This window comes from Marinomonas sp. 63XJN7_9_ISO-PGPR-S23-217 (genome assembly GCF_056173515.1).
Genome location: NZ_CM149678.1, coordinates 1,335,829 through 1,352,500, shown reverse-complemented (window position 1 = coordinate 1,352,500; position 16,672 = coordinate 1,335,829). Strand labels below are relative to the sequence as shown.

At 40.4% G+C, this 16,672-nt stretch carries 13 protein-coding genes (1 of these 13 cut by a window edge); 2 read left to right on the top strand and 11 right to left on the bottom strand.

Going from position 1 to position 16,672, the window contains the following annotated elements; translation table 11 throughout:
- A protein-coding gene (locus tag AC0VYI_RS06310) for a peptidoglycan DD-metalloendopeptidase family protein (protein ID WP_475448046.1) crosses the window boundary here: on the top strand, positions 1-889 show its 3' portion. The gene continues 473 nt to the left of window position 1, outside the view; 889 of the gene's 1,362 nt are visible here — the last part of the coding sequence; its start codon lies beyond the left edge, outside the window; it ends in the stop codon at positions 887-889.
- 85 nt (positions 890-974) lie between these two features.
- On the opposite strand, the gene trxA is transcribed toward AC0VYI_RS06310, so the two are convergent.
- The 6 genes from trxA to lptM all read right to left on the bottom strand — a co-directional run bounded on the left by trxA (position 975) and on the right by lptM (position 5,013).
- Positions 975-1,301 (bottom strand): thioredoxin TrxA, encoded by a 327-nt coding sequence (trxA, locus tag AC0VYI_RS06305; protein WP_199477008.1) that lies wholly within the window; start codon positions 1,299-1,301, stop codon positions 975-977.
- A gap of 101 nt (positions 1,302-1,402) precedes the next feature.
- Entirely contained in the window at positions 1,403-2,116 is a 714-nt protein-coding gene (locus AC0VYI_RS06300; RefSeq protein WP_475448044.1) for an HAD family hydrolase, read from the bottom strand.
- Positions 2,113-2,778 carry a DUF484 family protein gene (locus tag AC0VYI_RS06295; RefSeq protein ID WP_475448042.1) on the bottom strand — a complete coding sequence of 222 codons (666 nt, stop codon included), beginning with the start codon at positions 2,776-2,778 and terminating at the stop codon, positions 2,113-2,115. The genes AC0VYI_RS06300 and AC0VYI_RS06295 overlap by 4 nt, the downstream gene beginning before the upstream one ends.
- Positions 2,779-2,785: 7 nt before the next feature.
- Positions 2,786-3,616 carry a diaminopimelate epimerase gene (gene dapF / locus AC0VYI_RS06290; protein ID WP_475448040.1) on the bottom strand — a complete coding sequence of 277 codons (831 nt, stop codon included), beginning with the start codon at positions 3,614-3,616 and terminating at the stop codon, positions 2,786-2,788.
- 10 nt (positions 3,617-3,626) lie between these two features.
- Positions 3,627-4,880, bottom strand: a complete 1,254-nt coding sequence (gene lysA, locus AC0VYI_RS06285; RefSeq protein ID WP_199477004.1) for a diaminopimelate decarboxylase — start codon at positions 4,878-4,880, stop codon at positions 3,627-3,629.
- Between the two features lie 10 nt (positions 4,881-4,890).
- A complete protein-coding gene (lptM, locus tag AC0VYI_RS06280) occupies positions 4,891-5,013 on the bottom strand; it encodes an LPS translocon maturation chaperone LptM (RefSeq protein WP_199477003.1) in 123 nt (40 codons plus the stop codon).
- A 204-nt stretch (positions 5,014-5,217) separates the two neighbouring features.
- Here lptM and AC0VYI_RS06275 point away from each other — a divergent pair, with 204 nt between their 5' ends.
- Positions 5,218-6,114: a hypothetical protein gene (locus tag AC0VYI_RS06275; protein WP_475448037.1), complete on the top strand. Its 897-nt coding sequence runs from the start codon at positions 5,218-5,220 to the stop codon at positions 6,112-6,114.
- Positions 6,115-6,163: 49 nt separating this feature from the next.
- Here the strand turns inward: AC0VYI_RS06275 and AC0VYI_RS06270 are convergent, their stop codons facing one another.
- From AC0VYI_RS06270 to AC0VYI_RS06250, 5 genes are read right to left on the bottom strand one after another with little or no spacing between them, the layout of a single operon-like run.
- The gene (locus AC0VYI_RS06270) at positions 6,164-7,156 is read right to left on the bottom strand and encodes a family 8 glycosyl hydrolase (protein WP_475448035.1); all 993 of its coding nucleotides are present in this window, start codon (positions 7,154-7,156) and stop codon (positions 6,164-6,166) included.
- Between the two features lie 23 nt (positions 7,157-7,179).
- A complete protein-coding gene (locus AC0VYI_RS06265; RefSeq protein WP_475448032.1) occupies positions 7,180-10,944 on the bottom strand; it encodes a cellulose biosynthesis protein BcsC in 3,765 nt (1,254 codons plus the stop codon).
- Entirely contained in the window at positions 10,937-15,253 is a 4,317-nt protein-coding gene (bcsA, locus tag AC0VYI_RS06260; protein ID WP_475448030.1) for a UDP-forming cellulose synthase catalytic subunit, read from the bottom strand. The genes AC0VYI_RS06265 and bcsA overlap by 8 nt, the downstream gene beginning before the upstream one ends.
- A gap of 21 nt (positions 15,254-15,274) precedes the next feature.
- On the bottom strand, positions 15,275-15,994 hold the full coding sequence (bcsQ, locus tag AC0VYI_RS06255; protein WP_475448028.1) for a cellulose biosynthesis protein BcsQ: 720 nt from the start codon (positions 15,992-15,994) through the stop codon (positions 15,275-15,277).
- Positions 15,994-16,317, bottom strand: a complete 324-nt coding sequence (locus AC0VYI_RS06250) for a hypothetical protein (RefSeq protein WP_475448026.1) — start codon at positions 16,315-16,317, stop codon at positions 15,994-15,996. Before AC0VYI_RS06250 ends, bcsQ begins: the two co-directional genes overlap by 1 nt.
- Positions 16,318-16,672: the final 355 nt, after the last annotated feature.

Below are 16,672 nucleotides of genomic sequence, written 5' to 3'. Positions count from 1 at the left end.
TGAACGAGACAACGACACCTTTCATCGACATACAGTAACTAAAACTCCAGATATTATTCACACTTATAAAGAAGCCACTATTAACGACTCTTTATTTGTTGATGGTATGCTGGCAGATATCGACGAGTCCTTACTTATTAATATGGCGAACATTTTTGGTTGGGACATTGACTTTGCATTGGATCTTCGCAAAGGAGACCGCTTTAGTATTCTCTATGAAGACAAGTTATTGGATGGTCAGCGCATTGGTCATGGTAACATTTTGGCCGCACAGTTTATCAACAATGGACGCGTTTATCAGGCCATTCGCTATCAATCTAAAAAGGGAGCCCATTACTATACCCCTGACGGTTTGGCCATGCGAAAAGCCTTTTTAAGGACCCCTGTCGATTTTACTCGAATATCATCTGTTTTTAATCCGAATAGACTCCATCCGATTTTTAAAACCAGTCGTCCTCATCGTGGCGTGGACTATGCTGCTGCGAGCGGTACGCCAGTCAAAGCAGCGGGAGATGGGCGTATTGCGTTTGCAGGAAAACAACGAGGCTATGGAAACGTCGTCATTATTGATCATGGAAAAGGCTACCAAACGCTTTATGCCCATTTGAAGGGCTTCGCAAGAAACATAAAACGCGGAAAATATACTAAGCAAGGTAATATCATTGCTTATGTTGGACAGACAGGCTGGGCAACGGGACCTCACCTTCACTACGAGTTTCGCATCAATGGTGTCCACAAAAATCCAGTAACAGTAAAACTTCCCAATGATGACCCAATGCCAAAATCAGATTTGAAACGCTACCTACCTTATGCTCAGAAGATGGTCGCTACATTAGCAAGTTCTCATTCCCCAGCTTTTTCTGAGCAATTAGCTTTACTAGAGGATTAAAAGAACAGGACAAGCCAAACGAAAAAAGCAGCCATAGATGACTGCTTTTTTATATTCAAAATGTTATCCAATCTATCACTTCAGATTAGATAGCACCGTTGATAAAGTCTGTAAGTTGTGTTTTAGAGACTGCACCCACTTTCGTACCAACCACTTCACCGCCTTTAACAACTAGCAAAGTTGGGATACCACGAACATTGTATTTAGGTGCCGTTTCTGTATTCTCATCGACGTTCAACTTAACAACTTTTAGTTTGCCTTCGTATTCCGCAGCAATGTCTTCAAGGACTGGTGCGATCATTTTGCAAGGTCCACACCAAGGAGCCCAAAAATCAACAACGACAGGCAGGTCAGACTTCAGCACTTCTTCTTCGAACTGAGCGTCTGTAATTTGGATAGTATTGTCACCCATGGTAATTCCTTAAAATCAGTTTTAACTAATGAATGAGCTTAGTATAACACTAAACACCTAGCGTAAACATGAGTTACTTCTAATAAGACAATAGAAAAGCACTATTGCAATAAAGACCTAATCACATCCGGTAACTCAAGCAACGAATGAACTTCTGCATCTGCTCGCACGCCCCAGGACTCATCCCAGTGCCGAGCACCATGGCGATTAAACCAAATCGCTTTTACTCCTGCCGCTGCTGCCCCAGAGACATCATCAACAGGATGATCGCCAATATGAACCATCTGAGTATAGTCAACTTCTGCTTTTTTCAAGGCTGTTTCAAAAAGTATTGGGTCAGGCTTAGCCGCACCTATTTGATCCGCTCGGATCGCAAAATCAAAATACGATGCCAATCCAATATAAGGATGATATACATCCGCATTTCCGTTACTAATAGCAACTAATTGATAATCCTGGCGAAGTACTTCTAAAACATTTTTTACATGTGGGTATAGATCGACTTTTTGTCGCCACTCAGAAAAAACCATCATCGCCGACTCCGCAACGATGGCAGACTCTTCGCTCGACAATCCAAATTGTTTAAGTGCTTGCTTATAGGTTTCATAGCGTAATAATGTGACATTAAGCCCTAGAGAAGGTGTTTGTGCGATGAGAGCATTACGAATGTCCAAACGATTCGAGGCCGTAAAAAGCGACATAAAACCAGGAAATCGCTCATTAAACCAAGACTCCATAGCGTATTCAGCACGCACAATCACAGGATCAACATCCCATAAAGTATTGTCTAAATCAAAGGCCACTAACTTTTTCATTCGATTAACCTCTGAAAAATCCCACTTAACATCTCAGTAAGATATTGCAAAAAGAGTGTCTCTTTTTCCTTAGAAAACGTATAGGGGGACTGAGATCCCAAAACCAATATACCAATGCAGTCCTTTTCATTTTCTTGGGAGCCAAGAATAGGAACCAATGCCGTCGAGAGGATAAGACGATGGGTTTCAGGAAATAAAAACTGTATTGCTGTTTTGTCTAACAACGCACAAGAGCTTCTTTTTAAACTAGGCAAACCATTAAGGTGTTTATTTCTCTCTTCTTCGGAACAATATCGGATCGACGATCCTCGGTTAGTATCGAATAATAACAAAGTATGGTGAGACGCATCGAACTCCTCCCTCACCATATCATCGATCACAATGACCAAGTCATCCAATGAGGAACAGGCTACCCCAGCCAAAATAAGGCGACGGGTTTTTTGCATGATCGCTTCATTTTGCCGAGCCACCTCAACCAAGCGTTCAAACTCTTGGCGATAACTCGCCGTCGTTTTTCTAAGCAGTGAAACTTGGTACTCAAGTAATGAAATAACATTACCACGCACCGGATGAGGAAGCGTTAAACTCTCCAATAGATCAGGATTTTTAACAAAAAAATCCGGCGACTTTGATAGGTACTGAACGACATCCTCTTCTTTCATATTTCCTCTATAGATAAATTTGCCCTTCAAACACTTTCTCAGCAGGGCCTGTCATTAAAATAGGACAGCCCTCGCCTTGCCATTCGATGTGTAAATCACCACCGCGCAAATGCGCCGTGACTCTTGGAGCCAACCAGCCTTGTTTGATTCCAGCCACAACCGCTGCACAAGCCCCCGTTCCACAGGCCTGAGTCTCCCCAGCACCACGTTCATAGACTCGTAAAGCAATCTCTTCAGAGTTAATGACTTGCATAAAGCCAACATTAACCCGATTTTCAAAGCGCTCATGAGACTCTAATATCGGCCCAACTGTCGATACCAACTCATCAGATAAAGCATCCACTCTTAAAACGGCATGCGGATTACCGACGGACACTGGCGTTATTTGATGGAACTCGCCCCTCGCCTCAATCGTATATAAACCTAGTTGTTGTTCAGCAGTGAAAGGCAAATCTTTAGGGTCAAAACTTGGCGCTCCCATATCAACCGTCACCAAGCCTGCCTCCTCTACACGTAGCTGAATATGGCCTCGCTTGGTTTCCACATTGATAATGCGCTTGTTCGTCAGCTCGCGGTCCAAAACAAACTTGGCAAAGCAACGAGCACCGTTACCACAATGCTCAACCTCAGATCCATCCGCATTAAAGATACGATAACGGAAATCCATATCAGGATGAGTAGGTGGCTCAACGATCAATAGCTGATCAAAACCAATCCCTCGGTTACGATCACCTAAACGCTGAATTTGTTGCTTATTAAAAAATACTTTTCTGGAAACTGCATCCACCACAACAAAGTCATTTCCAAGCCCATGCATCTTGGTAAATTTTAACAACACAGCGTACTCCTTAGTCGGGCAATACTTGCTCGCCGGCCAATTGATGCTCTATTGTTTCTCGAACACGAATCAAGTGAGCGTTGTCCCCATCCACCATCACTTCTGCGGCACGGCTGCGGCTGTTGTAATTCGATGACATAGTAAATCCATAGGCACCAGCAGAACGCACAGCCAGTAAATCACCTGCTTGAATGTCCAACTCTCGATCTTTACCTAGAAAGTCTCCGGTTTCACACACAGGACCAACCAAGTCATAAGTACGTACACCCTCTGGAGTCGGTGCCAGAGAAACGGGAACAATATTCATCCACGCACCGTAGAGAGAGGGGCGAATCAAATCATTCATTGCACCATCAATCACTGCAAAGTTCTTATGAGGTGTACACTTAAGAAATTCGACTTTAGTCAATAAAATACCAGCATTAGCCGCAATAGAGCGACCTGGTTCAAAAGCAAGCGTGACAGGTCTATCTTTCACTTTTTCAAGAATCAGCTTCGCGTATTCCGCAGGCTCAGGCGGCACTTCATCGCGATAACGAACACCCAGGCCACCACCTAGATCCAAATGTTTAATAGTGATACCCGCTTCCGCCAACTCGTCCACCAGTCCAATCAGACGATCAAATGTGTCCAAGAAAGGTGTCAGTTCTGTTAACTGTGAACCGATGTGGCAATCCACACCCATTACATTCAAATTGGGTAGCTTATGGGCAATTTTATAAATGCGTACGGCATCTTGAATATCGATACCAAACTTGTTTTCTTTTAGGCCAGTAGAAATATACGGGTGGGTTTTCGCGTCCACATCGGGGTTTACACGCAACGAAACCGGAGCCACTTTGCCCATTTCACCAGCCACATCATTAAGGCGGTAAAGCTCTGCTTCGGACTCCACATTAAAACAGTGGATACCAACCTCTAAAGCCCGCTTCATCTCATGGGCTTGCTTACCTAAACCCGAAAACATGACTTTAGAGGGGTCACCTCCCGCCTTCAAGACTCGCTCTAATTCACCAATCGAGACGATATCAAATCCAGAACCGAGGCGAGCCAACACATTCAAAATAGCAATATTCGAACAGGCTTTTACTGCATAGCAGATCAACGTAGGATGTGAAGCAAAAGCTTCAGCGTAGGCGTTATAGTGCCGCTCAAAGGTTGCACGGGAATACACGTAGCAAGGGGTGCCAAATTGTTCTGCAATTTGCGTTAATGCAACATTCTCTGCTTGCAATAGGCCATTGTTATAATTAAAAAAGTCCAAAGGGGAATCCTCAATTAGTCGAAGACGATTCTTGCTGGGTCGCTGTCCCACTAGTTGGTAGATAAAGGGGGCCTTTATTACCACAAGCACTGAGAAACACAGCTAAGATAAGCACAGAAAACCATTTAAACATCGTCTTTATCTCTTTAGTTTTTGATTTCAACAGTATACTGGTAGCCATCTCGTTTCCCAACCCTAAGCATACATTTAAAACAATATTCTTTACGAAGATGACAAATAACTTATGGACTTGAATCTGCTATATTGACACCCAGCTATAGAGATACAGCAACAAGGACTAGATAGAGAAGCTTATTTCCAGCTTTCAAACAACCATATGCCCATACACAGAAGCAGCAGCATCAAAAAATCTTGGCTGATAGCCTTATTCTGCGCCATCGCCATCCATGGTCTTATTTTGTTTGCAAGCAAAGACCAAAACTGGTTGGACTTATTGAAGCCTTCAGCTTTAACGTCAAAAAAAACGTTAGAGGTGTCTTTGCTCAAGCCAGAAGAGCAAGCACAAACCTCAACCAATAAACAAGAGCAAACGTCAGCTTTAGACATAAAGACATCTGAACAATCTTCTAACGCCACGGATCCAGAACGTCATATCACCCCAAGGACAGATCCAGCAAAAGCAGCAGACTCAACAACAAAACAAGGTGCGGAGTTTTTCCAAAGTACTTCCCCCTCTGATAGCATCCAGAAGAAGAATAAGCAGGATAGCCAGTTTGGTACAGTAAAGCGTAATGGCATTTCCGTACCCGCAGGTAATCGCCATGGCTTAGATACCCACTTATTAACAAGCCAACAAACAGAAAACCTCATCGACAAACCTGAGCTGTTGGACATCTCCAAAATATCATTATCACCCGATGCCGATATACAAGCGACCAGTAAAATCTTTTCAAAAGAACTACGACAAAAAATAGCGGAATCAAAAGCCGCTCAACAAGAATATTTAAAAGGTGTAGATAAAAGCGACAACACAAACTATCCCATAACAGAAGACGCCGACGGCACACGATATGTCAACATTAAAGGGGTATGCTGGCGAATGCCAAAAGAAGACGCTACTGATGGTTCGAAAAAGGGCTGGGCGATTGTCTTTGATGGTTGCGGCATCAAATCAAAACTGTTTCATTTTGAGTTAAACATCTCCCCTAGCATTTTAACAAACGAGCTATTAGGGCCCGATTCACCCTTTAACCTAGAGCAGCAGCCTAAGTAGGTATTTGAGGACAGTCAAATACCTACTTTCGAATGCAAGAGAGACTTAACTAACGAGACTCGCTAGCTATGCGAGAAAGTAAAAATAACGATGCGCTATAGTAGAGTGCCGTTTTATCTAAATGGGCAGGTATAGGCTGGTCATTTACCAAAGCGATAATTGCCTTCACACCTTGAGATGCTGAATACGACGACTTAGCCCCTGACAAAACATTTATCCATGCTGGCTCACTTCCCTTTTGGGTCTGCCAAAACCGCTTTATAGGTTGTAAGGATGACGACTTCGACATCCCAGCCAAATAAAAGTATAGGGGAATTCGCACGGCATCAAAACCAAAACGAGGAGCCTGATTTGGCGATGGTATGACTTTCCCAGTTTTAGTTACTCGAATCCAGTCTGTTGGCAATTTATCTGCACCAAATTGGCTTTTTTGTAGCAGTGCCTGACCACTATCAATCAACTTTTGCCATTCTTCCCCATCCTCACTAGCAAAGTCTCGTAAAGCCGGCATTATCCAGTAAGCTAAATTAATCTCCATATAATCTTTATGTGCAAACCCTTTTAACCCTGGCAAAATCAGGTCATAGCCTCCAAAATCTACCACTAAGTGCTTTAGTATGGCGGCTCTAATCAGTTTGGAGGCATTCCTATAGTTGGTGTCTCTCCATTGCTTTCCTGCCTCAAACAACGCCCAAGCAATCAGTAAATCCCCATCAGAGGCATCATTTTTATCTATAACGTGGGGAATCGTATTAGGGTCATACTTCCAAGAAAATAACGGCAAATCGTAACGTCCAAGATGCCTCTTAGTCCATTCCCAAATTAGCGAGAAAGTCTGCCTATCATTATAATGAAGGGCTAAGATCAACCCATACCCCTGCCCCTCAGAATGGCTAATGTCATTATTTCCAGTATCCACAATTCGCCCTTGAGGCGATAGAAAGTGCTCTTTATAGAGACTCCAGTTACTATCTTGGGCCAATGCAAAATTACTCAATAGAAAACCCAAAAACCCCAAAAATAACGTAAGATACTGTTTCACCCCCTACCTCCCCCTCAAACAGTTTAGTTTGTTGTACCTATTAAGTATTTTGCACCTAATGAAGCCGACACTTGATTATAATCACCAAAATTATCGTATCCAGCACCAAAGTATACGCTTAACATCGGATTCAGATGGTAGGTTGCCTTTCCTGATAGACTAATACCAAAACCCCGCGTTGTTTCAGAATCGTAAAAGGATTTCTTGAGCTTACTCTTATTCTCTGAAACAAGACTGTTTAGCTGTCCTTGAAAAGACGAATTCTCGGGATAAAAAGGCACGGAGTCTTCTGAAAAACTTTGGAAGCCTGGACTAAACTTAAGCGTAAAATCCATATTTTCATGTTTTTCAGATAACGTGATGGGCAAAGTAAGCGCCGCATAGTTTTGTGGACTAAAATAGCCACCATGCCCTAGTGAGTATTTGCTCACATTATGATCAAAACTAATAATAGTGATATCCATGCCAGCCAACAGCTGGCGTGTCTCATTATTTACAATATGAAAATAACCACCTATAGAAGTTTGAAGCTTAAGGTTACTTTGTACACCATTACCTTGATAGCGGTAAGCACCCGCATTGCCGTATAAGCCGATTACGCTGTTATCAAAGTTAAGGCCCAATGTACCTCCTGTTTTAGTTATCCCTCCCCATTGTTCACGTGTTGTAGGATCAGATGTTCCAGCATACGATAGTAGGCTGTCCTTGACCGCTCGACGCTCAAGGTTGACATTAAGAGAGAGATGATCAGCCAAATACGGCTGCCAATTAACACCTCCAACCAAGTGACTTTCTTGAAATCCTAGTGGTGTTGTACCAAGGTCTAGCTTTAATCTTTGCCACTGTTGAGACACATTAAGCCCAACACCTCCATCATTTTGACTTGGTGTGGCCGCCGTGCTCGCAAACACAGCATTCGTTCCAAATAACTCAGGGTTGTTGGAGTCACTACCAGCATTTAATACGGTTGGCGTGACGGTTAACTGGAAACGACCATTTGCATAAGGCGTATTAACGATAACAGGTGCCTCTATGCTATCGAGTCGGCTCAAGCCTGACTCGCCACTCCTAGAGTGAATCTGTGCCCCTATCTTCAAATACGTCGCATTCTTTTTCTGAATCGCTTTTGTCAATTGATAAACTTGATAAGATAACGACGTTTTGTCTGTATCGTTATTCTGCTTATTAAACACCTCTGACTTCTTAGCTCCATTGCCAGGCAACCAAATTGGCCGTGCAATGCTTTCTGATACTTGATTACCAGACACTTCTCCCTGATTCTCATTAAAGTCAGAATCTATAAAAGGGTTTTTAGAAGTAAAAATATCTGTATTCACTCCAGATACGTCCCCTGAGTAATTTGTCTGCAATACTGCTCTTGCTTGAGACAAAGCCTTCAAGGCATCACTATTATTACCCAGTGCCGATTCAACTCGAGCCTTCAACAACAACACCCTAGGATTATTCGCTATTCCTTTAGGCACATCATCCACAGTAGCTTTTGCCAAATCTAACTTTTGCAATGATAACTCTATCGATACGACACCTTCTATGGCACTTAGGTTTTGAGGGTTTGTTTTGAACACATACTGATAAATCTGCAATGCCTTATCGTCTTTATGACCAGTTCGATACAAACGCCCCATCGCTAACAACAAATCAGCATTATTCGGATACAAACGCATTCTATCGGCTAATAGTTCATAAGCCTGTGCTAACTGTCCATCGTTTCTGAGTTTATCAGCTTGTATAATCGTCAAATCATTACGGATATGATGTATCGCTAGATGATCATCACTAGAAAGCACTTGACGACCTGATAATTGCTGGAGTAAGTGGCTTGCATCATCTGGATCACCAGCCTTGGCCATTACCGTTAACAAAGTACGATAATCCTCAACAGGCTGATCTAAAGCTGGTGGATAAGTCTGCAAATAAGACAAAGCCAAATCATGCTGCCCACTTTGATAAATCGCAGAGGCAATACTCCCCTCATCGGACACACTACTTGGAGTCGTCTGATAAAGTGTCGAAATAATCTTGCGAACCCCCATCATATCACCAACATTTTGAAGCTGTTTAATACGCACTAGTGAGAGCTCCAAAGTTGCCATATTCTTTAGTTGGATAATTTTTTTATCTTGCTGAACCTTTGGAATAGGCTTAAGCATTGCAATAACATCTGACCAGTGTTTTTGCTCTTGTGCATACAAAGCAGCCACATAACGATCAGTTGCTGTACCATACTGTTTAACGCCACGAGCGAGCAATGACTCTGCAGCTTGGGGATTATCTACTTTATTAAGAGTGCGGGCTAAATCTAAACGAATCCATGGATCACTTGGTGCCAAATTAGAAGCCTGCCTTAATGTGCTCAAAGCCATTGATGCGGATTGTGATTCAGCCTCTGATTTGAGTACTAAAGCCTGACTTAAAGCCTCTTGTTTAAATTCTTTTTGAACAGAAGGCGGCAATGTCTGTACTAAGGCACTGGCTTCTCCCCATTCATCTTCCTTTTGTAACACATGCATAAGACCAATTCGAGCAGGAAGATTTGTGCTGTCTTTAATAAGTATACTATTATAAATAATCAACGCTTGCGTCAGCTTATTCTCCTTTTGAAGAATATCCGCCTTAGTGATCTGAGCATCTAATTCCTGTTTATCGTTATAATACTTCAAAGTATCGAGCTTAGATAAAGCGCTATCGTATTGTCCATTTTTAGCTAATTGCTTCACGTCATTTAAATGAGCGTAAAAATAGGCACTGTCTCTCGCAGCAGTCCATTGATCAGCCTCATTAGGCGCTAACTTGATTGCTTTATCCAAATATTCATACGCAACCTTAAGATGATTCAGGCTCAGGTTTACTAACCCAATCCCAGCAATTGAAGCGGCATCATGTTTGTCATATCTCAACGCCAGTCTAAACTCCCTTAATGCAACATCATTCTGGCCTTTTTTATACGCTTTATACCCTCTAACCCTAGCCATTGAACCAGCTTGTGTAGCAGTTAATGTTGTCGCTTTTTTAAAGTGATCAGCCACTTCTTGATCGTTAGGATATTTGCTCAAGTAGGCATCGTACAACCTACGATCTGAGGAGTTAGCCCCTAACCAAAGCAATGCTTGACGCCAACTTTTATCCACATCAGGGTGCGACTTATCTTCTTTTTCTAATATTTCAATTCCCCGTCGACGGGTAGATTCTTTGTAAGTTAGCACCTTAGCGTAAGCAATCTTAAAAACACTGTCATCAGGATGCTCTCGATAAAGTTTATATAAAGCATCACGGGCCTGATCGACCCCGCCTTTGGTGCCAGCCAAAGTTAAATAATATTCAACAGCAAACTCTTCAGGAGGCACATGCCCGTTAAATGCTTTTTGATAATAGCTTACAGCTTGCGAGTATTGCCCTTCAGAAGACAATGACCTAGCTTTGGATAGTAGAGAGCTGTGTGATAAAGGATTCTGTAATCGTTCAAGATACAGACTATCTGGGTCGATACTTTTAATTTTATCAATATACTGTTTTTTTGCCTCAGCATCATGATTCTGAGCCGACAATTGAGCTAATTTATACAAAGCTTTAAGATTATTCGGATCAGATAATAGGATTCGTTGTAAAGAGTCTTCCGCTAAATTAGGGCGCTGTTTTGCCATCCAAAAATCGGCTTGCTGAAACAAAGTATTATATTGATTTTGCTCAGTACTATTCTGAGCACTAAATGCTTGAGAAGAAAACACCATTAGCAGTACAGATACTAGTGAACACTTTTTACTATTCATTTTTTTCTTTCCTTACCTCAGAAAGCCTTTTTACTGCCCTGCGTTTTATAATGGGATAAAGCAACAGTGCTCCGAGTAACACACCCGCCAACAAAATACTGACAAGTAAAAAAACATGTTGGCTAAAGTACCAAAGAGTTCTCTTATACCAAGACAACTCACCATAGCCATAAGTTGCACCTACTTGATAAGAGCGAATATTTTCATTGCCAACAACGACTAAATCACCATGTATGTAAGCACTTACACCAGAAGAAAAAAGGCGCCGTTGAGTCGCAATCAGCTTGTCATCGCTGGATGCTATAATTACCACTGTTTTGGATACACTTTGAGGTGAAGGAAAACTTAACAAACCCGAAAATGCATCCTGTCGTAGGAGATCGCTACTAGCCGCTTTCTCGTCTTTCCCTTCATTGTTAAGTAAAAACAGTTTTAATCTTTGCCAAATAGAACGTTTCGTTAAAATCAAATGACGTTGAATCAACTTAAACGGCGATCCCTGCAACATATTCGAATTTTCTAAACGACTAATACGCCCGATCACTAGAACATTTTTCCCTTGTGTTTCGGGATCAAAAGACAACCCTTGTTTTACATGAACGTTAAACACCGGCGACTCAGTAAAAGCTCCCATTTTGGCCATAGTATCTAGAAATGTGGATAACTCAGATTTCGAGGGATGCTTAGGTAGCACAACAACCGTATCGGACAAATCTGCCATCCGCGTGAAAGGAAACCCAGAACTCACGAAATACGACAAATTAGGTAGTGATGTAAAATGCCTCAACTTTGTAAGATCTAAGGTGGAAGATGGCAATATTCGGCTAACTAACCCTATATTATTAAACTCTTGGCAATCAGCAGCCGTTTTTGGCTTTAAATCAAAATAAAACTGCAAGCTGTTTTCACCATACAATAACGAGGCTGGGATAGAGATGGTGGCACTTTGCTTTCTAATATCATACCCAAGTAACGCTTTCAGACTGGCCCACATTCCAGTTTCATTCACTCTTAAAGAGGTCAAATATTTACCATTTAACGTAACGTCTAGCTTAGAGTTATGCTTGCTAAAACCACTCTCAGGAAAAAGGTAGTTAACCTTCATAAACGCAGATTGATTTCGCCATTGATATAAATCAGGCGGAGCGCGAAAGTAGACATCAATCTCTGAGTGATGTATTCCTTTTGATATTAAATCTGCTGGCTTGGATATCTCAGAGAAAAGTGTAGGGTGATCGATTCTGATCCAGCTCTTCGCATCATAGGGTTGGCTCTTGGGAAGACTCAATTTTGGCACAGAAAATGAATTGCCATTCATTTTTTTGCTTTCTGCAAAAAATTGAGCCGCTTCCTTCAACTCCTTATCATTACGCCCCATTACTAGCATAATCTTAAAATGCCTGTCTTTTGGATTATCAATCAAGCGTATTTCAGGCCCTGATAATGGAGGAAGGTGTCTTCCAAAAAACTTATTACCAATAACCAAAGCAATCGCATTAGCCTCAGGAAAACTATCCTCGCTAATAGGAAATATGACTGTTTTTTGCTTAGCTAGCATTCCAAAGTAAGAGGCTATAACTCCAGCACTTTCAAGAAGACTAGACGGACTTTCTCTTGGCAAAATAATGGGAATAGTACTCCCCATCATCTGATAAGGATCGAAAAAAGGTCTAGGCAAACCAGCCAAATCACCTCCAACAACTAAAGGATGACTAATGAAAGAGAAGCTTGATTTATTACTAATAACTACACGTCTGAGTTTTGTTTTATCAGCCCCTGTACATTGACTACTATTTTTATCTAATATTTTAAAAGAGAGATTATTTTTACTTAATATCAAGTCTGGACTAATGGGAATTGACAAGGAAATACCTGAAGAACTAAAAGTATCTAAAGGCACTTCCTTTATAACTTGTCCATTCAATTTAATTTGCAAAAAGCTATCTTCAGGAAACACAATATCTGGATATTTAAAAGACAAATGAAAATCTGCTTTACTAACATACTCATCTTTTCTTAACGTAATATAAGCACCAATTTGACTACCATTATCATAAAGTTCTAAAGGCTTATGAAAACCCGCAGCTTCAAGTGATAATATTTGGTTATAAACAATGTCGCTTGCCCATACCCTACTTGTGATAGAAATTGATAACAAAGAGATCAAAAAAATAAAAAAAATACGCACTTTCCAATACCCAAAAAACTGTCTACACCATTTCTTCCATCCTGAATTTCGATCACTATTTGAAAACAAGCTAACACTTTGACGTACTACAGTTATTAAAGATGTTATTATCTGATCTTTTTTATCTGATCTATTCAACCAAGCATCCGCACGTCCCATTACAACTTCCACAAGATGTCTTCGCTGTTTTATAGGTAAAAACTTAAAACGAAAACGTATATTTTTTTCATTTGAAAAGATATATTCAACAGGAAATAACAAAGCCTTTCCATCAAAAAAAATCTCTATATAATCTATTTCTTTTGCTTCACTGATAGAAAGTTTTAACGAATCTACTCTAATTCCTCCCATTGACAAATCATAAGATTTTGTCACTAATGTTTTTCCATTATTTAAATATAAAATTGTTTTTAAATCTATATTTATACGGACAGATTGACGCTCTTGTTTGGACTCTCTAGCAACGGACAAAGAAGCCAGAATAATCATCGCACTAAAAGATGCCCAAAAAATATTCAGCAATAAAGAAAATGGCTCTATACTATAGTACTTATATAAAATAGTACGGGTTATCCCCCATACAATAGCAACAATCAGAACTAATAAAATAACTAAATGAGGGCGCACCGATTTTGCGTCAAAAAAACCTTCTTTCAACGTCCCCCCTTTTTCTGTCACATTAAAGCTTCCCTTTTTAGGGTTATAAAGTGTCAATAGAGTAGGTTTTACTAAAGCAAAACATAATACAGTTTCATAAACCTCACCCCAGAAAGAAAAACGATGTCTACCTTGCACTAAAGTGTTGGTTTTAATAGAGTGAATAAGGTGAGGTAATGCGTAGGCTAATAATACAAAAGGCGACGCATGAATAACATTGAGACCAAACAGTAAATAGGCAAGCGGGGCAGTTATAAATACAATTCTTGCTAAGGGAAACTGGAAATGGAGCATGGCATTTAAATAACAAAGTCGTTGGTGTAAGGCCAGCCCCTTACCTAACAAAGGGTTGTCAATCCGAAATATTTGACTCATCCCTCGTGCCCACCGAGCACGTTGCCCAATGTGAAGCGCCAATCGTTCAGTTGACAAACCTGCCGCCAAGGGAATACTCAAATAGGCAGTATTCCAGCCATTACGCTGTAACCGTAATGCCGTATGAGCATCCTCTGTCACGGTTTCTACCGCAAAACCATTAATATCTTCCAATGCAGAACGCTTTATAACCGCACAAGACCCACAAAAGAATGCGGCATTCCAGTAATCATTCCCCTCTTGAACTGGACCATAAAACAACTCAACTTCGCTAGGCACATGACTCGCTTTGTCCATGTTGCGCTCAAATGGATCTGGCGAATAAAAATGGTGGGGAGTTTGCATTAACGCCAACTTAGGATCAGCAATAAATGCACCTACCGTCGATTGTAAAAATAACTTAGTAGCCACATGATCACAGTCGAAGATGCAGATCAGCTCCCCTTGTGTCTGTTTTAGAGCATTATTCAGATTACCGGCTTTAGCATGTTCATTATTAGAACGCGTAATATAACCAACACCAGCCGAAGCTGCGTATTTTCCAAACTCAGGTCGTTTTCCGTCATCTAAGAGATATACTTTTACTTTGTCTTTTGGATAACTAATATTAATGGCGGCTAGCACCGTATCTTGGACAATATCTAAGCTTTCATTATAAGTTGGTATATAAATATCAACGGTTGGCCATGTGTTATAATCTTTAGGCAACGGGTATATTTTTCTCTTTAAAGGATATATAGTCTGCACATAACCAAGCAGCATAATAACCCATGCATAAACCTCAGCCAACAAAAGGCCACAACCTAGAACAAATTCTAATGGTGATGACAATGGTAATGTATTAACCATTCGCCAATATAAATAACGAGTAGAAACAATAACGCTCAATAAAATGAGAACGATTCTTACAAATCTGAACTTTATACCACTCATAAACAGCATAAAGACCACACTAATAATCGCAAAAAGAGTTTGATTACGCAGATCCAGGGGGGTGACAACAACAAGCGCTATAAACAAAAATAAAACAACAAGCAGACCAACACGAAATACATCAAATACCCATTGGTTATGATTTTTTTCATTCACGAAGAAGTCCTTCTTTAAAATTCAAAAAACTCGGCTTAAGCTTCGAGATATAGCATCCAGATCACTAATAAATGACGAATAAGGGGAGTAATCGAAGATGGATTTTTTAATAGAAAAGGATTCTGGTACAGCCTCATCTTTATGAATATTTCCCATTAATAATGAGCCAAGCTTTTGCTCATAAAAATCCGTAATATCTCGATTCAAACGATGAGGGCGAGATACTTTATTAATAATGAAAAAGGTTTTTTTTCCTGCCATTACCAAAGGCAAAGTAACAACAGACTCACCATCAGCTGTTAAAACTATCAGTTCAACAGAAGGCACTTTCTCAATACATTCTAAAGCTCTACTGTCTCCAGATGGTAAATCGATTAAGATAATAGATTTCTCAGGGAGCACTAACTGTCCTAATTTTTCATATAAAAAATTAGGCATACTCGTCAATTTATTATCAAATGCTTTTTTCTGATCTCTATTAGACTGTCCATAGGGTAATATAGAAACGCCACTTGATGTTTCCAATAGATAGCTTTGCCAATTTATCTCAGGACTTAATAAAGTAACTAATCCTCTAGCATCATGCATATCAAGACCAAAATGGTGACGTAAACTGTTTTGAGGATCTAGATCAATGGCGATAACTTGATAGCCTAAACGTTGCATAGAAAGGGATAAGTTAGCCGTTATCGTTGTCTTTCCGACGCCTCCCTTAGGTGAAGAGATATAAGCAATATTCATTAACGTTCACCAATATTAATCAAAGCAAAACGGGAGTTAAATAACGGATCCTCTTTCTCTTTTATAACTGTGTTCACTAATTCAAAATGTTCGTCTTGTGTATTTTCTTCTGGAACAAAAAGAGAATATGAAGAAGGTATGTTTTTCTCTAATGAAGTGTTTAATACGCCTTCGCTATCAATATGAAAGTTTATAGCTTCGTTTATTTCATTAATCACGCCCCAGAAAGAGTTCTTAAACTCTTCATCCCTACTGAAAGCCTGAAAATCTATATTTTTACAATTAGCCTTTTCCTTAAAAGCCTCAAAGTCATTAACATTCATTGTGAACTCCAAGAAAAGTTAACCACGCTCTTTTATGTACTCCTACGCGCTAGACCCCTTCTAACAGCCCGACAGACAAAACGGCCACACTAGGGTTCTCTAACGCCTTCTTCTAGAGTCATCTAGAACGGATAGAACGGATGTGCTAAGTAAACCTTTGGCTATACTATGGAATAGATCATGGCAAATCATGCTCGATATTGTTAAAGAATAACGATGCAATCAAAAAAAAATGTAACTTTATGTTAAAAAACTATATCTATATGTAATTGTGAGTGATTTTTTTGTAATCATGAAAAGGGAAGGTGAGCGCAAACAATTCGTATCTAAATCAACTGACTAGTCTAGATCTTAC